Origin of the sequence: Roseomonas sp. HF4 (genome assembly GCF_005222755.1) — a bacterium.
In the GTDB taxonomy this organism is placed as follows: domain Bacteria; phylum Pseudomonadota; class Alphaproteobacteria; order Acetobacterales; family Acetobacteraceae; genus Neoroseomonas.
In genome coordinates this window covers 173,102-191,776 of sequence record NZ_STGD01000005.1, presented here as the reverse complement: position 1 = coordinate 191,776, position 18,675 = coordinate 173,102, and the positions used below count along the sequence as shown (strand labels likewise).

The window sequence follows — 18,675 nt, the reverse complement described above, 5'->3', positions numbered from 1 at the left end:
CAGGAATGACCATCGAACGCCGTTCCCTGCTGCTGGCCGCAGGCACGATCCTGGCCGCGCCCGGGTTGGCGCTGGCGCAGGAGTTTCCGAGCCGGCCGATCCGCATCGTCGTGCCCTTCCCCGCGGGCGGCACGACGGACCTGCTGGCGCGCCTGTTCGCGCAGCGCATGACCGAGACCATGGGGCAGTCCGTGGTGGTCGAGAACCGTGGCGGCGGCGGCGGCTCGATCGGCGCGGACGTGGTCGCGAAGGCGGCGCCGGACGGCTACTCGCTGCTGTTCCACAACATCACCTTCCCGACCACCACCGCGGCCATGACGCTGGCCGGCCGCGCGCCGCACGACATCGGGCGCGACTTCGCGCCGCTGTCGCTCGGCGCCAACGTGCCGCTCATCATCCTCGCCAATCCGGGCGTGCCGGCGACCGACCTCAAGGGCTTCGTGGACTGGGCGAAGGCGCAGCCGAGCCCGCCCTTCTACGGCTCGACCGGCCCGGGGTCCTTCATGAACATGGTGGGCGAGGTGCTGAAGCGCGACGCCGGCATCCGCATGGAGCACGTACCCTTCCGCGGCGCCGCGCCGCTGGTGCAGGAGCTGATCGCGGGGCGCGTGCAGTTCGGCGGCGACCAGATCTCGACCTGCCTGCAGCACGTGCGCGCGCGGACGCTGAACGGTCTGGCCAATGTCGCGTCCCGCCGCGCGGCGGTGCTGCCGGATGTGCCGACGGTGCGCGAGCAGGGCTTTCCGTCCCTGGAACTCGAAGGATGGAACGGCTTCTTCGCGCCGGCGCGCACGCCGGCGCCGGTGCTCGCGCGCCTCAACCGGGAGATCGCCGCCGCGGCGCGCCACCCGGATTTCGTGCGGCGCTGCGAGGAGGTCGGTGCAGAGCCGGTGGGCTCGGACGCGGACAGCTTCGGCACCATGGTGCGTGCGCAGGCGGCCAAGATCCGCGACCTGGTCGTCAGCGTGAACCTGCGGCCCGAGTGATCCTGTTCCTCTACGGCACGCTGCTCGATCCCGCCGTGCTCGCCCGCATGTCGGGCGAGCCGGCGCTGGTGAGACGCCTGCGCCCGGCGCGGCTGGACGGCTGGCGGCGTGTGTTCCTGCGCGGCACCCCCTATCCGACGCTGGTGGAGGCCGCCGGCGCCGACGTGGACGGGGCAGTGCTTCCCGTGGGGCCGGCGGCGCTGGCGCGGCTCTCGGCCTATGAGGGCAGCGCCTATGCGCTGACGCCGCTGGGCGTGACGACGGCGCGTGGCGCGGTCCGCGCGCAGGCTTGGATCGCCTCGGCCCGGCGGGCGGACGCGGCGCGGCCCTGGCCGTGATCAGGGCACGCCGCGCGCGGCCTCGACCCCGCTGAGCCAGGCGCCGGCGACGGTCGCGGCGAAGCGCGGATGGCAGGCCTCGCCCGCGAAGTGCAGCCGGCCGTCGGCGAGCGGCGCGGCCAGCACGCGCCGCGCCCCCTGGGCGCCCGGCACGGCATGGCTGTAGGCGCCGCGAAACAGCGGGTCCTCCGCCCAGCGCGTGACCGTCGCGCGGCCGAGCGCGGCGGCGGCGCGGCTGCCGAAGACCAGCGCCGCCTCCGCGCGGGCCTCGGCCTCCGCAAGCGCGGCATCGCCTGCCATCTCCCATGCGCGGGCCCCGCCGCAGAAGGCGACCATCAGCGGATCGCCGAACAGGCGCGATATCCAGGACATCGGCCTGTCGCCGTCCCCTGCCACGGCGCGGCGCAGGCTCGCGAAGGGCGGCAGGCCTGGCGCGTCGGGGTGGTCCGCGCGGAAGGCCACCTTCGTCAGCAGGCCGAGCGGCAGGGCGTGGATCGCCGCCGCTGTCGGTCCGGGCAGCGGCGGGTCGAAGGCGATGCCGCCCGCGGCCAACACGCCGGTCGAGGCGGTCACGATCGCCGCGCGCGCCGCGACCGCGCCGAAGGTGCCCTGCGCGACGACGCCGCGCGGCCCCCAGCGGAGGCGGTCGACCCGCGCGCCGAGCCGGATCGGCAGACCTTCCGCCAGGCGCGCGACCAGGCCTCCGACACCGTACCGCAGGATCAGGTTCGGGCCGTCGAGCGCCGTCGCGGCGAAGTCGTGCAGCGACATGCGCGCGAGTTCGGCGGCGCAGATCTGGCTGCCTTCCCAATGCGCGACCGTTGCGTCCCAGGGGCCGCCGCGCGGCGCGGCCGATGCGGCGGGGCGGTCGGTCCCGCCGTCGCGCGCCGCGGTCTCGACGGCCATCCAGAAGGCGTCCTCGGCGGCGGCGAAGGCTTGGCGTTCCGCCGCCGTCGCCATGCGGCCATGGGCAAAGAGGCGCCGGTCGCGAAGGGCATCGTGGTCGAGCAGGTCCAGGCCGAGCGCCCGGGCGAGCGGCGTGAGCGGATTCTCCCCGGCCTGATGCAGCCAGGAAGCGCCGTGGTCGAAGGGCAGGCCCAGGCTGGCGCTCTCGGCGAAGGCGCGGCCGCCGACGCGCGGACCGCCCTCGAGCACGATGCAGGTGCGCCCGCGCATGGCGAGTTCGCGCGCGGCCGCGATGCCGGCGCAGCCGGCGCCGACGATCAGCACGTCTGGATCGGAGGGGAACATCGCCGCATCATGCCGCGACACGGACAGGGGATGAACCATGCTGCAAGCGCCGCCCGCCGAGCCCGGCATGCGCGAGGAGGAGGTCGACACGCCCGCGCTGCTGATCGACCTCGACGCCTTCGAGCACAACCTCGACACTATGGCGGCGCTGCTGGCGCCGACGGGCGCGAAGCTGCGCGCGCATGCCAAGACCCACAAGTCGGCCGTGGTCGCGAAGCTGCAGATGCAACGCGGCGCCATCGGTCAGTGCGTGCAGAAGGTGGCCGAGGCGGAAGCCCTGGCCTGGGGCGGTATCCCGGACGTGCTGGTGACGAACCAGGTGGTGACGCCGCGCAAGCTCGCGCGGTTGGCCGCGCTGGCGCGCATCTGCAAGGTCGGGCTCTGCGTGGACGATGCGGCGCAGGTCGTCCTGGCCGAGCAGGCTGCCGAGGCGGCCGGCGTGCGGCTGCCGGTGCTGGTCGAGATCGATGTCGGCATGGGCCGCGCGGGCGTCGAGCACGGCCCGCCGGCGGTGGCTCTGGCGGAGCGCATCGCGGCCAGCAGGCACCTGATGTTCGGCGGGCTGCAGGCCTATCACGGCAGCGCGCAGCACATGCGCGCGCCGGAACAGCGCGCTGCGGCGATCGCGGAAGCCGCGACGCGGTCGCGCCGCACGGTGGAGCAACTCGCGCAGCGCGGGCTCGGCTGCCCGATCGTGGGCGGCGCCGGCACGGGCACCTTCCGCCACGAGGCCGCGAGCGGTGTCTATACCGAAATCCAGGCCGGATCCTACGCCTTCATGGACGTGGACTACGGCAAGAACGAGGAGGCGCCGCCCTTCCGCAACGCGTTGTTCGTGCTGGCGACGGTGATGAGCCGCGCGACGCCGGGCGTGGCCGTGGTGGATTGCGGGCACAAGGGCGTGGCGGTCGATTCCGGCATGCCCGTGGTGTGGGAGAGGCCCGGTCTGCGCTATGCCGGCGCGTCGGACGAGCACGGCAAGATCCTGATCGAGGACGGCGCGGCGCCTGCAATGGGCGAGACGCTGCGCCTCGTGCCCGGGCATTGCGACCCGACGGTCGATCGCTACGACTGGTATGTCGGGGTCAGGAAGGGGCGCGTGGAGTGCCTGTGGCCGATCGCGGCGCGGGGTGGCATGGCCTGACCGGCACCCAAGCGGCCTGCGGATCGCGCGTGGCGCGATCCGGGAGCGCAACGCGCGACCGCGCCCAGACCATCATCAGCCGCCGGCGCGCCAGCGCAGGGCGCGAAGGCAAGCCGGGCGGATGCCCGGCGCCCGCCGTCTGAGGGTCGAAAAAACTACTGGCTGGCCCAGACGATCCTGTGCATCCAGGTGATCTCGGGCAGCTCTAAGCTGTAGCTCGGATGCGCCGGATTGAGGCTGGCGAGCTCGATGCGCTTGGCCGATTGCCGGCGCAGTTCCTTGGCCATCACTTCGCCCTTGGCGGTGCGCACCACGACGCGGTCGCCGCGGCGGACGGGCGCGGCGGGGGAGACAATCACGACGTCGCCGTCGCGGAACACCGGCTCCATGGATTCGCCCGAGATCTCCAGCGCATATGCATTGGGGTCGCCAATGTCGGGCAGGGAGATCTCGTCCCAGGACCCGCCGACCGGGTAGCCGCCATCGTCGAAGTATCCCTCGCCGCCTGCCTGGGCCAGGCCGATGAGCGGCACGCGCCGCCCGGCGCCGCCGCGGCTGCCGCCACGCGTGAGGGCCGGCGCGCCGGAGACGAGGGCCGCGAAATCCTCGACGCCGCGGCCGACCGCGGAGAGGACCTTGGCGACGCTCTCCGTCGAGGGCCAGCGCGCGCGGCCATCGGCGCCGACGCGCTTCGACGGGTTGAAGGCGGTCGGGTCGAGCCCCGCCTTCCGTGCGAGGCCCGAGGCCGAGAGCCCGTGCTCCGCCGCGAGGGCGTCGAGGGCGCGCCAGATGTCGTCGTGCCGCATGGCGTAGGTGTTCCGTTCCGCCGGTCCCAGGACGCGAATCCATATCTCGTCGCGTCTCCTGGGGAACATATCCTAGGTGTTGTGTCGGATTTCAATAGGTAGATGTTCCTTTTTTCATCTTGCCGGACACAACCGGGGCGATTAATGTTCTTATATTGTTCCTCTCACAGGCGAGATCCCCCATGCGCCCTGCCCCCCGTTCCGCCCATGCGCCCCGCTTCGCCAGCATCACCGCCGCCGAACCCTTCCGCTCCGCCGAGGAAGCGTGGCTCTGGACCATGGCCGCGCTGATCGCCCGCCGCGACGGCGCGCGCATCACCGCCGGCAAGGGCGACAAGGTGCGGCCCTGCGAGCCGGACGACGTGATCAAGTGCCTCGACCGGCTGTACCGCCAGCGCCGCATCGACCTGATCCACGCGCGCGTCATGCGCATCTGGGGTGAACGCGGAAGCGCCCCCGACCCGCGCCACCTGTCGGAGCGCGCCGATGCGGCGCAGTGGCGGGAGGCGATGAACCGCCTGGAATGGCCGCTGCGCGTCAAGGGAATCGTGGCGTGACGCCCGGCCATCGCCGCGCGCGGGAAGCGGGGCAGGAGGCATGGATCGCCTTCGGCGGGGAAGCCGACCAGCCCTGGCTGCGCCTGCTCCGCCCCGGCTTCCGCCACTGCTTCGCCGCGCTCCGCGACGAGGCCGGCTGGACGGTTGTCGAGCCCCTCTCCGGGCGCCTGTTCGTCGGGCGGCTGGCCGTGCCGGCAGAGTTCGACCTGCCGGGCTTCTACCGGCGCGCCGGCCTTGTCGTGCTCGGGCCCTTCGTGCCGGGCGCGGTGCGCGCGCGCCGCCTGCCACCGCTGCTGCCCTTGACCTGCGTCGCGCTCTGCCGGGCGGTGCTTGGCGCCGGCGCACCCGTTGCGCTGACGCCGCGCGGCCTGTTCAAGCGACTTTCACGAATTCTGCAGCAGAATAGGAAAATTATCTTGACGTCGGCGATAACCTAGCCTATCAACCCCTCACCAACGGGCTCATTGCGCCCGGAGGTCTTCCTCCCGTTCCCCCCGAGCCTTTCGCGGGCCCGCTCCCCTCACCGGGGGCGGGCCCGCGGCTTTTTTGGGGGTGTTCCGGGCATCCCGTCCCACGATCGTCGAGAGGAGCCGCGCGCGCATGGGTGGCCTGTTCCGCGCCCCGAAGCCTGTCGTCATCGCGCCCCCGCAGGCGCCGGCCACGCCGGCGCCCGCCCCGGCCGCGGCCGCCGAGGAGACCGCCGCCACCGCCCGCGCCGAAACGCGCGAGCGGGCCAGGCGCGGCCTCTCCGGCACCATTGCGACCTCCGCCGCGGGCGTCCTCGGCGCGCGCGCCGACTTCGCCGCGACGCGCAAGTCGTTGCTGGGGGAATGACGCCATGACCCCCGATGACATCCTGGCGCGCCACGCCCGCGCGCTGGACCGTCGCCGCGCGCAGGACGCGCTGTGGCAGGATTGCTACGACCACGTGCTGCCGCCCTCCACCGGCGGTCGCGTGCCGCTGTTCGACGCGACCGCGGCGGATGCGGCGGAACAGCTCGCCGCCTCCCTGCTGGCGGAACTGACGCCGCCCTGGTCGCGCTGGTTCGGCCTGGCGCCCGCGCGCCCCGACGCCATCGCGCCCGAGGCCGCCGCCATCCTCGACGACGCGGCCGAGACGCTGCAGGGGCATCTGGACCGCTCGAACTTCGCGCTCGAGATGCACCAGGGGTTCCTCGACCTGGTGGTGGCCGGCACCGGCCTGCTGCTGGTGGAGGAGGCGCCGCCCGGCGAGGCTTCGGCGTTGCGGTTCACCGCCGTGCCACTGCGCGAGGCGGTGCTCGAGGAAGGCCCGTCGGGCCGGCTCGACACCGTGTTCCGCGCGGCGCGCCTGTCCGAGGCGGCGCTGCGCGAGCGCTACACCGCGCCGAACCTCCCGCCCGCGCCCGCCGCCGAGGACGCGGACGCGCCACGGCACCGCGTGCTGGAAGCGGTCTGGCCCGACCGCATGGGCCATCGCTTCATGGCCGTGCTCGCGACCGACAGCGGCGCGGTACCGCTCGCCGAGGGCCGCTTCGCGGAAAGCCCGTTCATCGCCTTCCGCTGGCTGAAGGCACCGGGGGAGGCCTATGGCCGCGGCCCGGTCGCCAAGGCCCTGCCCGACATCCGCACGGCGAACAAGGTGGTGGAACTCGTTCTCAAGAACGCCTCCATCGCCGCGACGGGCATCTGGCAGGCCGATGACGACGGCGTGCTGAACCCGGCGACGGTGCGGCTCGAACCGGGCGCCATCATCCCGAAGGCGCCGGGCTCCGCGGGGCTCACGCCGCTTGCGGCGCCGGGGAACTTCGACGTCTCGCAGCTCGTGCTGACCGACCTGCGCGCCCGCATCCGCGGCGCGCTTCTGGCCGACCGGCTCGGCCCCGGGCGATCCGACAACATGACGGCGACCGAGGTGCTGGAACGCGCCGCACAGACCGCCAGGCTGCTCGGCGCCACCTACGGCCGGCTGCAGGCGGAGCTGCTGACGCCGCTCGTCTCGCGTTGCCTCGCGATCCTGCGGCGGCGCGGCGAGATCCCGCCGCTCCTGCTGGATGGGCGGGAGGCGCGGCTCAGCTACCGCAGCCCGCTCGCGCAGGTTCAGGGGCGCGCGGATGCGGCGAACACGCTGCTGTTCCTGCAGGCCGTGCGCGCCATGGGCCCCGAGGCGGTGGCGACGATCGACCTGCCCGCGGCCGCGCGCTGGCTCGGACGGACGCTGAGTGCGCCCGCCGAGGTTCTTCTTCCCCCCGCCCAACCCGACAAGGAGTGAGCGCCTCATGCCCGAGGACCTGCTGGAGACCGCACTTGCCGATGCCGGCGCCGCGCCGAAGGGCGCCCGCCCCGAGGAGGTGCCCGAGAAGTTCTGGGACGAGGAGGCTGCCGCCATCCGCGTCGACGCGCTGCTGAAATCCTACCGCGAGTTGGAGCGCCGCCTGTCGCAGCGCGTGGCGCCCCCCGGCGCCGATGCGCCGGACGAGGAACGCATGCGCTTCCGCCGGGCCATCGGCGTCCCCGATGGCCCGGACGGCTACGAGATCGAGGCGAAGCACGAGCTCTGCTGCCCCGATGCCGACATCAACCGCCGACTGCACGAAGCTGGCTTCACCAAGGACCAGGCCCAGCTCGTCTATGACCTGGCGGCCGAGCGCTTGTTGCCGTTGATCGCCGAGGCCGCCGGCCAGTTCGAGGCCGAGCGCCAGATCGAGCGCCTGCGCGAGCATTTCGGCGGCGAGGACCGCTTCCGCCGCATCGCCGGGCAGATCACCGCCTGGGGCCGCACGAACCTGCCCGCGCCGGTGATGGAGGCGCTGTCCACCACCGCCGAGGGCGTGATCGCGCTGCACCGGATGATGGAGGGCAAGGAACCCGGTCTCGCGCGCCGCGGCGAGGAGCCCGCGGCCGGCGACGAGGGCGAGCTGCGCGCCATGATGCGCGACCCGCGCTACTGGCGGACGCGCGAGCCGGAGTTCGTGCGCCGCGTGACCGACGGCTTCCGCCGGATGGTCGGCGGCTGAGCGCATTCCGGCGCGGCTCGAGCGGCGTCTCCCGCCGCTCGCCGCGCCGGCGGCCCCGCGCGATCGCGCGCGGTGGCCCGGGGCGGGTGGCGCGCCTGGACAAGGCCGCGCCGCCCGCCCCGTGAGTTTCCGGCCCACGCACAACCCTGACCGGCGCGCGGGCCGCGCCAGGCGCCGGCCCCCGCGGGCAACCGGCGCGATGGCGCTCTTCCTCAACACACACCGCGAAAGGGACCCCGCATGTCGGGCACCATCGAACAGGCCTTCGTGAAGCAGTTCGAGGCCGAGGTCGCCGAGGCCTACCAGCGCCAGGGCAGCAAGCTCCGCCCCACCATCCGCTCCAAGACCGGCGTGAAGGGTTCCTCCACGCTGTTCCCGCGCGTCGGCAAGGGCACCGCGGCCGCCAAGGCGCGCAACGGCGCCGTGCCGGTGATGAACCTGGAATACTCGAACGCCGAGTGCTTCCTGCAGGACTACTACGCCGGCGAGTGGATCGACCGACTCGACGAGATCAAGACCAACATCGACGAGCGGACGGTCATCGCGAATGCCGGCGCCTATGCGCTCGGTCGCAAGACGGACGAGCTGATCGTCGCCGCGCTGGACGCCGCGACGTCCGAGGCGACGGGCACCGGCACCGGCCTGACCGACACCGATGGCCTCACCAAGCAGAAGGTGCTGATGGCCTTCGAGATGCTGGGCGCGGCCGACGTGCCGGATGACGGCCAGCGCTTCGCCGTCGTCGGCTGGAAGCAGTGGAGCGAGCTGCTGCAGATCGACGAGTTCGCGAAGTCCGACTACGTGGGCGACGACGCCCTGCCCTGGAAGGGCACGCAGGCGAAGCGCTGGCTCGGCGCGCTCTGGATGCCGCATTCCGGCCTGACCAAGGCGGGCGTGCTGCGCTACTGCTACTTCTACCATCGCACGGCCGTCGGCCACGCGGTCGCGTCCGAGGTGGTGACGGACATCACCTGGCACGGCGACCGCGCCGCGCATTTCGTGAACAACATGATGTCCCAGGGCGCGGTCATGATCGACCCGACGGGCGTCGTGCGGATGCGGGCGCGCGAATAGCGGCAGACGCGGGGGAGGGTGAACCTCCCCCGCACCGGGCCCCACGACGTTGCTGCGCAACGCCGTGGGGACCCCAAGCCCTCCCTTCCTTGGCACCTGGCGCCGCCCCTTCGAGGTCCGGCGCCGGGTCGCAGAGAAGGTTGAGGGGGGTTCGGGGGGAGAAGTTCCCTTCTCCCCCCGCCTCCTTCTCCCCCCGTCCTTGTCGAGGAGTTCCCCCCGATGGCGCTCTCCGCCCTCGCGCTCAGTTCGCGCGCGCTGCTCAAGATCGGCGCGCAGCCTGTCGCCTCGCTCGATGAGGGCACGGCCGAGGCCGAGGTCGCGGCCAACCTCTATCCCGGCATCCGCGACGCGCTGCTCTCGGCCCATCCCTGGTCCTTCGCGACCGCCCAGGCAGCGCTCGGGCGCCTCTCGGCCGTGCCGCGCGCGGATTTCGCGCATGCCTACCAGCTGCCCGCGGGCTTCCTGCGTGCGCTCTCGGCCGGCTCGGCCGGGCGTGCGCGCGGCATCGTCTACCGGCTGTTCGAGGACCGGCTCTTCACCGATGCGGCCGAGGTCGCGCTGACCTACGTGTTCCGGCCGGAGGAAAGCGCCTTCCCGCCCTATTTCGCCTCGGCGCTCGTGGCGCGCCTGGCGGCCGAGTTCTGCATCCCGCTGACCGAGAACTCGTCCCGCGCCGAGATGCTGTTTCGACTGGCCGAGGCCGAGATGCGCCAGGCGCGCCAGGCTGACAGCCAGCAGGCGAGCGCGCGCGTGCTGGACGGCTTCTCCCTCGTCGACGTGCGGGGCTGAGCCATGCCTGCCGTCAAGCGTGCCAAGACGAGCTTCGCCGCCGGCGAGCTGGCGCCCGAGCTGCTCGGCCGCGGGGATCTCCGCGCGTTCGAGAACGGCGCGCGCCGCCTGCGCAACGTCTTCATCCAGCCCACGGGCGGTGTCACGCGTCGGCCGGGGCTGCGTCACGTCGCCCCGCTGCCCGGCCCGGCGCGGCTGATCGCCTTCGAGTTCAACACCGAGCAGACCTACCTGATGGTGCTGACCGAGGGGACGCTGCGCGTCTTCCTCGGCGATGGCGTCGTGGCGACGCTGCCCGGCCCCTGGACCGCGGCGATGCTGCCGCAGATCGGCTTCACCCAGAACGCCGACACGCTGCTGCTGACGCACCCCGCCATGGTCCCGCAGCGCGTGACGCGCACGCTGTCGGGCTGGACGATCGCGCCCTGGTCCTTCCTGCGCGAGCCCTTCTTCCGCTTCGCCGATGCGATGATGACGCTGCAGGCGACGGCACTGTCCGGCACCGCCACACTCTTCACCAGCGCCGCCTTCTTCCAGGCCGGGCATGTCGGCGCGCGGCTGCGCCTTGGCGGCCGGCGCCTCGTCGTGACCGCCATCCAGACGGCGCAGCAGGCGAGCGCCACGATCGAGGAGACGCTCGCCACCGGCGGCCCGACGACCGACTGGGACGAGGCCGCCTTCAGCGCCGCGCGCGGCTGGCCCGTCACCTGCGGCTTCCACCAGGAACGGCTCGTGATCGGCGGCTCGCGCGACCTGCCGAACCGGCTCTGGCTGTCGCGCACCGGGGACCTGTTCAATTTCGACGCCGGCACGGGGCTGGACGACGAGGCGATCGAGTTCGGCCTCGTCTCCGACCAGGTGAACGCGATCCGCGGCGTCTTCTCGGGCCGCCACCTGCAGGTCTTCACCTCGGGCGCCGAATGGATGGTGACCGGCGACCCGCTGACGCCGGCCAACATCCAGCTCAACCGGCAGACGCGCGTCGGATCGCCGATCGACCGGCTGGTGCCGCCGGTGGACGTGGACGGCGCCACGGTCTTCGTCGCGCGCGGCGGGCAGGGCGTCCACGAATTCGCCTATACGGACGTCAGCCAGGCCTACCAGGCCAACGACCTCGCGATCCTGGCGCGGCACATCGTCGCGGCGCCGGTCTCCATGGCCTACGACCAGAACACGCGGCTGCTGCACCTGGTGATGGCCGATGGCGCGATCGGCACGCTCACGCTCTATCGCGCCGAGCAGGTGACCGCCTGGACGCGCCAGGAGACCGCAGGCGCCTTCCGCGCCGTGGCCGAGAGCGAGGGCACGGTCTGGGCGGTGACCGAGCGTGCCGGCGCCTTCGCGCTCGAACGCTTCGAGACGGGCCTCGGCCTCGACGCCGCGCTGACCGGCAGCGCGGCGATCCCGCAGGACGAATGGAGCGGCCTCGGCCACCTCGAGGGCCGTGCGGTCGGCGTCCTCGCCGACGGCGCGCCGCGCGCGGCGGCGACGGTCGTGGACGGCGCCGTCACGATCGATCCGCCCGCGGCAACCGTGCAGATCGGCCTCGCCTTCCGGCACGAGGTCGAGCCGCTGCCGCACGACCTCATCGCGCCGTCCGGCGCCGCGACCGGGCCGCTGCGCCTGGTCGCGGTGACCTTCCGGCTGCTTGCGACACCCGCGCTCGCGGTCGATCTCGGCCGCGGGCCGGAGCCCGTGTCCTTCCGGCGCCTCGACACCCTGCTGCTCGATGCGGCGCCCGCGCCCTTCACCGGGGATGTCACGCTGCGCGGCCTCGGCTGGCGGCGCGACCGGCTGCGGCCGCTGTGGCGCATCGAGGGCGAGGTGCCGCTGCCCATGACGCTGCTTTCCGTCACCACCGAGATCAGGATGACCGACTGATGGCCCAGCTCGCTTCCATCGCCTCGCTCGTCGGCACCGGCCTCGGTGTCTATGGCCAGGTCCGCACGGCGCAGCAGCAGCGCGCGAGCAGTCGCGTGCAGGAGGAGAACCTCCGCCAGCAGCAGGCCGCGCAGCAGGCCCAGGCCGATGCGCAGTCCGCCGCGCGGGCGCGCGAGCGCCAGCAGGGCCTGGCGCGCACCATCGCGGCCGCCCGCGCGCGGCTCGGCGCCGGGGGCGTCGCGCCGGACGAGGGCTCGGCCGCCGCGCTGGCCGCCGGGCTCACGCGCGACGCCGCGCAGGACGCGGCGGAGGAGGCCGCCGTGACCTCGGCGCGCCTCGCCGCCGGGCGACGGTCGCTGCTCACGCCCGACGGCAGCCTCAACTCCTTCCTGCGCGCCGGGCAGAGCCTCGGCGGCGTGGTGCGCAACCTGCTCGACTGACCAGCGGCCTGCCCGCTCCACCCCACAGCTGATCCGAGGATCCCGATGGCCGAACACATCACGATCGGCGATGTCGCGCCGCGCGTGCAGTACGTCGCGGACGGCGTCCTGGCCGAGTTCACCTACCCCTTCCCGATCTTCGACGCGGCCGATCTCGAGATCCGCATCGATGGCGCGGTGACGGTCGGTGGCGCGACGGTCACGGGCGCCGGCCTGTCGGAGGGCGGCAGCGTCGTCTTCGATGTGCCGCCGACCGCCGGCGCGCTGGTCACGCTGCGCCGGCGCCTCCGCCTCGCGCGCTTGAGCGACTTCCAGGACAACGGCGTGCTGCGCGCGCGCACGCTGAACGACGAACTCGACTACCAGGTGGCCGCGCTGCAGCAGGTGGCGGACGACGTCGCCGGCGCGGTCAGGCTCGACCCGGCGGAAGCCGGCGCGCTCGTGCTCCCCGCACGCGCGGCGCGCGCCAATCGCGTGCTGGGCTTCGATTCGACGGGCGGGCTCGCGGTGTTCGAGCGCGACACCGGGCTGCTCGGCGTGCCCTTCCCGGGCGGCGTGCCGCTCAGCGTCGAGGAGAAGCTCGCCGAACGCCTGACGGCGCGCGACTTCGGCGCGACCGGCGACGGCGTGACCGACGACGGGCCTGCGCTCGCCGCCGCCATGGCCGCGGCCGCCGCCTCGGGCCGCGTGCTCGAGATCGGGGAGGGCACCTTCCGCACGACGCAGCCGCTGGTGCTGGGCGGCGGCGCGGCCGGGCTCTCGATGCGCGGCGCCATCCTCTATGCCGGGCCGGCGGGCCAGGCGGCGCTGACGCTCGGTGACGGCGCGGCCGTGCGCAACGCGGCCAAGCGGTACGAGGGCCTGCGCGTGCTGCGCGCCACGATCTCCGACTGGGAGAACGAGGGCGACATCGGCCTGGTGCTGCGCAACCTCGACGCCTCGCTGGTCGAGATCCGACAGGTCGAGGGCTTCACGATCGGGATCCGCACGCATGGCGTCGAGCGCGGCTTCGAGGATTCGACGCTGATCCTCGGGCGCATCGTGAACAACAGGATCGGCCTCGACGCCCGCACCGAGACGGCCGCCGCCTGGAACACCTCGGTCCGCTACTATGGCGGGCATTTCGCCATCGGCAGCACGGTGCACCCGACGAAGGACCGCTTCGGCGTGCGGCTTTCCGCCGCACCCGGCGCCTATGTCGCGCACAACCGGCATGTCTTCGACGGGCCTGGCTTCGAGTTGCAGGCGGAAGGCCGGCCGATCAGCGGCATCCCCTTCCTGGTCGAGGTGAACAGCCGTTCCGTCTGGGCGCGCGCGTTGCGGATGGAAGGCTGCAGCCCCTTCGTCGCGCGCCACACCGGGGCCGCGCAGGACCACATCTACGAGGTCGCCTGGGCCAGCCAGGCCTACCTCGTGGACGTGGACTATGCGCCGAGCGCGACCCGCGTCGGCTCGGTCGTGCGGTCGACGCACCAGGCGGCCGCCTTCCGGGAAGCCAGCCGCGAGGTGGCATCCGTGCCGAACCTCCGCGCCGCGCGCATCCGCTGGTCGAACACCGAATGGGGCTTCGAGCGGCTCGCCTGCCTGTCGTCGAACGTGGCCGGCAGCCCGTCGACGCTGGCGGAATTCGCCTTCCCCGCACTCGACAGCTTCGGCTTCGCCGATGACGGGGTGGTGCTGACCGGCGGGCGCGGCCTCGGCTTCGTGGTGGATGCCCGGCAGTGCCGGGACTTCGCGCTGGCCGTGGATGCGGACGCGCCGCGACTGGCCGTGATGTGCTTCGGCGCCGCGCGCAACCTTCTGACCGACACGGGCACGGCGCTGGTGCGCGCCTCCGGCCAGTCGCTCACCTGGAATCCGACGGCACGCTGGTACCAGGGTGCGGCCGACATGCTGGACGCGACGCTGACGCGCCCGCAGGTGGTGCGGCTCGCACCGGAGGTGGCCTACGCCATCATCGGCGTCGTGCGCATCGGCACGGACTACGCGGTGCGGGCGATGCGCCTCGGCTGCGATCCGCTGCACGCGCCGGCGTTGCTCTACGGCCAGCCCACGCTGCCCCACGGCACGCGCGACCTGACGGCCGAGGCCGCCTGGGATCCGCCCTCGATCGCGGCGGGTGCCTCGGCGCAGGTGAACGTGCCGCTGCCCGGCGCGCGGCCGGGCGACTTCGCCACCGCCGCCTACTCACTCTCGACCTCTGGCGTCGTGTTCCTCGCGCAGGTGGGGGCCACGGATGTCGTGACGGTCACGGCGTGGAACCGCAGCGGCGGCGCCGTCGATCTCGCGGCCGGCACGGTGCGGGCGCGGGTCAGCAAGGCATGACGCGCCGCCGCGAGCCCTCGGTTCGCGGTCCCGATCTCCGGACGGCGATGGATGTCGTGGCGGAGGGCTACCTCCGCTTCCTCCAGGCCGGCCCGGAACCCGCGACCGACGACGATACCAAGGCCTTCGCCGCGCACCACGCGGCCTGCCGCGCCGCGCTCGCGCACCTGACCGAGCTCGTGAAGCTCGCCCGCCAGCTGGGCAGCGAGGCGCCGGAACTCGAGGAGGCGACGGCGATGCTGGTCGAGGCCCGTGCCGCGCTGGCGGCCTACGAGGAGGATCGCGATGCCGGGGAGGAGCAATGCTGACGCTGGCTTCCTCGAATTCCTGTGGCTCTGGAACCGACGCAACCGCGGCGAGACGCCGGCCGTCCACCGGCGCATCGCGCGCTGGCTCGAGGCGCGCGACAGGGCGGCCGACCGCCGCCTGCTGCTGATGGCCTTCCGCGGCTGCGGCAAGTCCACGCTGGTCGGCCTCTGGTGCGCCTGGCTGCTGGCGCGGCGGCCTGAGACGCGCATCCTGGTGCTGGCGGCCGACCAGCCGCTGGCGGTGAAGATGGTCGCGAGCGTGCGGCGCATCGTCGAGCGCCACCCGCTCTGCCGCCACCTGATTCCCGAGGCGGCGGAATCCTGGGCGACCGACCGCTTCACCGTGGCGCGGGAGGGGGCGCTGCGCGATCCCTCGATGCTGGCACAGGGCATTGGCGGCAACGTGACGGGCAACCGCGCCGAGGTGATCGTCTGCGACGACGTCGAGGTCGCGGGGAACTGCGACACGCCGGGCAAGCGGGCCGAGCTGCGCGAGCGCCTGGCGGAAGCGGAATTCGTGCTGACGCCTGACGGCACGATCCTGTTCGTGGGCACGCCGCACCATGAACAGACGCTGTACCGCGACCCGAAGGAAGATGGCGCCTTCCTCGCCGGCTACCGGCGCCTCGTGGTGCCGGTGATGAACGCGGCCGGCGCCTCCGCCTGGCCCGAGCGCTTCCCGCGCGAGGCCATCGCGGCGCTGCGCGACCGTGTCGGCCCGCTGCAGTTCCATCGGCAGATGCTGCTCCAGGCGGTCTCGGCGGGCGCGGTGCGGCTCGATCCCGCCGCCATCGTCCGCTACGGCGAGGAACCGGACTACCGCGAAGCCCAGGGGCGTGGCGTGCTGACGCTGCTCGGCCACCGGCTGGTCTCGGGCGGCGCCTTCTGGGACCCGGCCTATGGGCGGCCGGGTGCCGGGGATGCCTCGGTGCTCGCCGCCATCTACTCGGACCAGGAGGGCCGGCACTTCCTGCACCGCCTGGCCTACCTGACGCACGACCCGGAGGCGGCCGACGACCCGGCCACGCAGCAATGCCGGGCCGTCGCGTCCGTGCTGCGCGACCTGCTGCTGCCGGCGGTGCGCGTCGAGACGAACGGGCTCGGCCGCTTCCTGCCGGCGCTGCTGAAGCGGGAACTGGCCCGCGGCGGCGTCGCCTGCACCGTCATCGAGCACGCGAGCACGCGCGCGAAGGAGGACCGCATCCTCGGCGCGCTCGAGCCCGCGCTGGCCGCGCGGCGCCTGCATGCGCACGAGAGCGTGTTTCGCACGCCCTTCGCGGCCGAGATGGCGGAATGGCGGCCCGGCGCGCCGGGCCTGCGCGACGATGCGCTCGACGCCGTGGCGGGCGCGTTGTTGGCCGAGCCGGTGCGGCTGGTTCGCGGCGCGCGCCCGGCGGCGCGGCCGGACTGGCGCGGGTGACGCCCCTAGGCGGCGCGCCGCTTCAGGATCTCGGCACCGTGGCGGGCGCGCCCGCCATCCGTGATCTCGAAGCGGCCGTCGGCGCGCGGCCGCGCCAGGCCCATCGCGGTCAGGCGGTTCAGGCAGGGCCCGTCCTTCAGCCCGGGCGGGCGGCCATGCGGCCCGACCAGCGTCAGCCGGTGCAGCGCCGATCGGCAGCAGGTCTCGAGATAGGGCTCGTTCCACATCGCGGCGCGGCTTCCCGGGGGCGTCATGGCCCCAAGGGTGGTCCGCGCCGCCGGCGTCTTCAAGGTTCCAGCAGAAAGGGCAGGCGACATCATGCCGATCCAGATCGAACCGCTGTGGTGGATCACCGCCGTGGAGGCGCCCGTCGTGGCCGCGCTCTTCTGGATGATCCACGGGCTGCGCAAGGAGATCGCGGCGCGCATCGAGCGCGGCGACCAGCGCGATTCCGACGCGCTGACCCGAACGCGGGAGGACCTCGCGCAGTTCAAGCTCGAGGTCGCGCGAACCTACGTGCCGCTGTCGCTGATCCGCGACCTCGACCGGCGCATCTCGGACCATCTGGTCCGGATCGAGGCGAAGCTGGGCGAGGTCTCGCGCGCCGGCATCGCCGTGGCGCAGGCCGCCCGCCGGATGGAGGAACGGGAATGAGCGCCGCGATGCACCTGCCGCCGCGCGAGGCCGCGGCCGAGATCCTCGCGCTGACCCTTTGGGGGGAAGCGGCGGACCGCCCCGTCCGCGCCATCGAGGCGCTGGCCGCGCTGGTCATGAATCGTGCGCGCGCCGGCGTGCCGCATTGGGGCCAGGGGGTGGCCGGCGTCTGCCGCGCCCCCTTCCAGTTCCCGTGCTGGAACCGCAACCATCCGCGCCACGCCCTGCTGCGGGAGATCCCGCCCGGCGACGCCGCGCTGGCCATCTGCCGCCGGATCGCGGCGCGGGCGCTGGCCGGCGCGCTGCCCGACCCGACCGGCGGCGCCACGCATGTCCACGACGCCATGGCGCTGCCGGGCTGGGCGCTCGGCCGGGCGGCGGCGGCGGAGATCGGGGGGCTCTGCTTCTACCGGGCGGAGGATCTCGGCTGACGCGGCGCTGCCCCTGCTGCTACAGCGCGGCCATGGAACCCTTCGTCTACACCCTGGTCCGCGCGCCTGACTGGACGGCGGCCGAGGCCGCCGGCGCCTATGCGGGCAGCGCGGACGACGCGCGCGACGGCTTCCTGCATTTCTCGACCGCCGGGCAACTCCGCGCCAGCGCCGCGAAGCACCGCGCCGGCGTCGCGGACCTGCTGATGGTCGAGGCGGACGCCGCGTCCCTCGGCGCGGCGCTCCGCTGGGAACCCGCCGCGGGAGGCCGCCGCCCCGGCCTGTTCCCGCATCTGTACGCGGCGCTGCCGCTCTCCGCCGTCATGCGCGTCGTGCCGTTGCCGCTCGACGCCGAGGGTCGTCACGTCTTCCCCGAAGGCTTCCCCTGAGCCGAGCCCGCCGCGCGTTGGCTCATCGCCAGGGCGAAGACCACGACGACGGCACCGCCAACCGTCCAGGCGGTCGGCCAGACGCTCCAGATCAGCAGGTCGAGCCCGACCGCGAACAGCAGGGCGCTGAATTCGAGCGGCGCCAGCCGCGCCGCCGAATCGTGCCGGAACGCGATGGCGAGGCAGAGCGTGGCCCCGCCGGCCAGCAGCCCGTTCACCGCGAGCGCCGCCAGGTCGAGCGGGCCCGGCGCGACCCAGGACATAGCCGCGAAGGGCGCCAGCAGCAGCAGCCCCGGCAGCGACGACCACAGGATCAGCACCGCCGCCCCGGTCTCGTGCCGCAGCAGGCGGTTGATGGTCAGCACCGCGGCGTAGCAGGCGGTCGCGAACAGCGCCCAGAGATAGGCCCCCCAGGGCCCGTCCGCGCCGAGCCCCGGCCACATCGCCAGCGCGACGCCGGCGAAGCCGAGCACCGACCACCCCCAGACCGCCCGCCCGGTCCTCTCCCCCAGCACCAGCGCGGCCAGCCCCAGCGTCAGGAAGGGCGCGGTGAAGTAGACGAGGTAGCCCTCGGCCAGCGGGATGTCGCGGAGCGCCAGGAAGAACCCCATCCCCGAGCCCACCATGAAGACGGCGCGTCCCAGGTGCAGCCGAGGATGCGCCGTGGTGAGCGGCCCGCCGAGGCCGGGCATCGCCGCGCGCGCCGCGAACAGCACCAGCAGCAGCGTCGCATAGCGCACGGCGACCACCTGGTCCGCCGGGTAGGTGCCGGACAGCAGCTTGGAATTGGCGTCGAGCAGCCCGAACAGCGCCATCGCCGAGACCAGGTAGACCGGGCCCTGCACATCCATTCCCTTCGCCGCGTGACCGGCGCTTCTGGCCGGGC

Annotated in this window: 22 protein-coding genes; 18 read left to right on the top strand and 4 right to left on the bottom strand. The window is 73.6% G+C overall.

The window, feature by feature from the left end:
- The first annotated feature begins 5 nt into the window (after positions 1 to 5).
- Together E8M80_RS10150 and E8M80_RS10145 are read left to right on the top strand one after the other, a co-directional pair.
- On the top strand, positions 6 to 986 hold the full coding sequence (locus E8M80_RS10150; protein ID WP_137125567.1) for a tripartite tricarboxylate transporter substrate binding protein: 981 nt from the start codon (positions 6 to 8) through the stop codon (positions 984 to 986).
- Positions 983 to 1,324, top strand: a complete 342-nt coding sequence (locus E8M80_RS10145) for a gamma-glutamylcyclotransferase family protein (RefSeq protein ID WP_137125566.1) — start codon at positions 983 to 985, stop codon at positions 1,322 to 1,324. The genes E8M80_RS10150 and E8M80_RS10145 overlap by 4 nt, the downstream gene beginning before the upstream one ends.
- Here the strand turns inward: E8M80_RS10145 and E8M80_RS10140 are convergent, their stop codons facing one another.
- Positions 1,325 to 2,575: an NAD(P)/FAD-dependent oxidoreductase gene (locus tag E8M80_RS10140; protein WP_255467517.1), complete on the bottom strand. Its 1,251-nt coding sequence runs from the start codon at positions 2,573 to 2,575 to the stop codon at positions 1,325 to 1,327.
- A gap of 37 nt (positions 2,576 to 2,612) precedes the next feature.
- On the opposite strand from E8M80_RS10140, the gene E8M80_RS10135 reads away from it, so the two are divergent.
- Positions 2,613 to 3,719 (top strand): DSD1 family PLP-dependent enzyme, encoded by a 1,107-nt coding sequence (locus E8M80_RS10135; RefSeq protein ID WP_137125564.1) that lies wholly within the window; start codon positions 2,613 to 2,615, stop codon positions 3,717 to 3,719.
- A gap of 155 nt (positions 3,720 to 3,874) precedes the next feature.
- On the opposite strand, the gene E8M80_RS10130 is transcribed toward E8M80_RS10135, so the two are convergent.
- Positions 3,875 to 4,525, bottom strand: coding sequence for a helix-turn-helix transcriptional regulator (locus E8M80_RS10130; protein WP_137125563.1), 651 nt, complete (start codon positions 4,523 to 4,525; stop codon positions 3,875 to 3,877).
- Between the two features lie 182 nt (positions 4,526 to 4,707).
- Here E8M80_RS10130 and E8M80_RS10125 point away from each other — a divergent pair, with 182 nt between their 5' ends.
- From E8M80_RS10125 to terL, 12 genes are all read left to right on the top strand, one after another.
- Positions 4,708 to 5,082 carry a hypothetical protein gene (locus E8M80_RS10125; RefSeq protein WP_137125562.1) on the top strand — a complete coding sequence of 125 codons (375 nt, stop codon included), beginning with the start codon at positions 4,708 to 4,710 and terminating at the stop codon, positions 5,080 to 5,082.
- The gene (locus tag E8M80_RS10120; RefSeq protein ID WP_137125561.1) at positions 5,079 to 5,519 is read left to right on the top strand and encodes a hypothetical protein; all 441 of its coding nucleotides are present in this window, start codon (positions 5,079 to 5,081) and stop codon (positions 5,517 to 5,519) included. Before E8M80_RS10125 ends, E8M80_RS10120 begins: the two co-directional genes overlap by 4 nt.
- Before the next feature lie 163 nt (positions 5,520 to 5,682).
- Positions 5,683 to 5,916 (top strand): hypothetical protein, encoded by a 234-nt coding sequence (locus E8M80_RS10115; RefSeq protein WP_137125560.1) that lies wholly within the window; start codon positions 5,683 to 5,685, stop codon positions 5,914 to 5,916.
- A gap of 4 nt (positions 5,917 to 5,920) precedes the next feature.
- Positions 5,921 to 7,333 (top strand): portal protein, encoded by a 1,413-nt coding sequence (locus E8M80_RS10110; RefSeq protein WP_137125559.1) that lies wholly within the window; start codon positions 5,921 to 5,923, stop codon positions 7,331 to 7,333.
- Positions 7,334 to 7,340: 7 nt separating this feature from the next.
- On the top strand, positions 7,341 to 8,078 hold the full coding sequence (locus E8M80_RS10105) for a capsid assembly protein (protein WP_137125558.1): 738 nt from the start codon (positions 7,341 to 7,343) through the stop codon (positions 8,076 to 8,078).
- A gap of 240 nt (positions 8,079 to 8,318) precedes the next feature.
- Positions 8,319 to 9,152: a phage capsid protein gene (locus E8M80_RS10100; protein WP_137125557.1), complete on the top strand. Its 834-nt coding sequence runs from the start codon at positions 8,319 to 8,321 to the stop codon at positions 9,150 to 9,152.
- A gap of 219 nt (positions 9,153 to 9,371) precedes the next feature.
- Positions 9,372 to 9,941, top strand: coding sequence for a hypothetical protein (locus tag E8M80_RS10095; protein ID WP_137125556.1), 570 nt, complete (start codon positions 9,372 to 9,374; stop codon positions 9,939 to 9,941).
- 3 nt (positions 9,942 to 9,944) lie between these two features.
- Complete coding sequence (locus E8M80_RS10090) at positions 9,945 to 11,822, top strand: hypothetical protein (RefSeq protein ID WP_137125555.1); 1,878 nt, start codon at positions 9,945 to 9,947, stop codon at positions 11,820 to 11,822.
- Complete coding sequence (locus E8M80_RS10085; protein WP_137125554.1) at positions 11,822 to 12,262, top strand: hypothetical protein; 441 nt, start codon at positions 11,822 to 11,824, stop codon at positions 12,260 to 12,262. Before E8M80_RS10090 ends, E8M80_RS10085 begins: the two co-directional genes overlap by 1 nt.
- Before the next feature lie 45 nt (positions 12,263 to 12,307).
- Positions 12,308 to 14,587, top strand: coding sequence for a glycosyl hydrolase family 28-related protein (locus E8M80_RS10080; RefSeq protein ID WP_137125553.1), 2,280 nt, complete (start codon positions 12,308 to 12,310; stop codon positions 14,585 to 14,587).
- A complete protein-coding gene (locus E8M80_RS10075) occupies positions 14,584 to 14,895 on the top strand; it encodes a hypothetical protein (RefSeq protein WP_240789974.1) in 312 nt (103 codons plus the stop codon). The genes E8M80_RS10080 and E8M80_RS10075 overlap by 4 nt, the downstream gene beginning before the upstream one ends.
- A complete protein-coding gene (terL, locus tag E8M80_RS10070) occupies positions 14,873 to 16,315 on the top strand; it encodes a phage terminase large subunit (protein ID WP_137125552.1) in 1,443 nt (480 codons plus the stop codon). The genes E8M80_RS10075 and terL overlap by 23 nt, the downstream gene beginning before the upstream one ends.
- A gap of 5 nt (positions 16,316 to 16,320) precedes the next feature.
- Here terL and E8M80_RS10065 read toward each other — a convergent pair whose 3' ends face one another.
- Complete coding sequence (locus tag E8M80_RS10065) at positions 16,321 to 16,542, bottom strand: hypothetical protein (RefSeq protein WP_137125693.1); 222 nt, start codon at positions 16,540 to 16,542, stop codon at positions 16,321 to 16,323.
- Positions 16,543 to 16,633: 91 nt separating this feature from the next.
- Here E8M80_RS10065 and E8M80_RS10060 point away from each other — a divergent pair, with 91 nt between their 5' ends.
- From E8M80_RS10060 to E8M80_RS10050, 3 genes are read left to right on the top strand one after another with little or no spacing between them, the layout of a single operon-like run.
- On the top strand, positions 16,634 to 16,969 hold the full coding sequence (locus tag E8M80_RS10060) for a hypothetical protein (protein WP_137125551.1): 336 nt from the start codon (positions 16,634 to 16,636) through the stop codon (positions 16,967 to 16,969).
- Positions 16,966 to 17,400, top strand: coding sequence for a cell wall hydrolase (locus E8M80_RS10055; protein WP_137125550.1), 435 nt, complete (start codon positions 16,966 to 16,968; stop codon positions 17,398 to 17,400). Before E8M80_RS10060 ends, E8M80_RS10055 begins: the two co-directional genes overlap by 4 nt.
- A 32-nt stretch (positions 17,401 to 17,432) precedes the next feature.
- Positions 17,433 to 17,789 carry a DUF952 domain-containing protein gene (locus E8M80_RS10050; protein WP_137125549.1) on the top strand — a complete coding sequence of 119 codons (357 nt, stop codon included), beginning with the start codon at positions 17,433 to 17,435 and terminating at the stop codon, positions 17,787 to 17,789.
- Here E8M80_RS10050 and E8M80_RS10045 read toward each other — a convergent pair.
- Positions 17,762 to 18,640 (bottom strand): DMT family transporter, encoded by an 879-nt coding sequence (locus E8M80_RS10045; protein ID WP_240789973.1) that lies wholly within the window; start codon positions 18,638 to 18,640, stop codon positions 17,762 to 17,764. The genes E8M80_RS10050 and E8M80_RS10045 overlap by 28 nt on opposite strands.
- Positions 18,641 to 18,675: the final 35 nt, after the last annotated feature.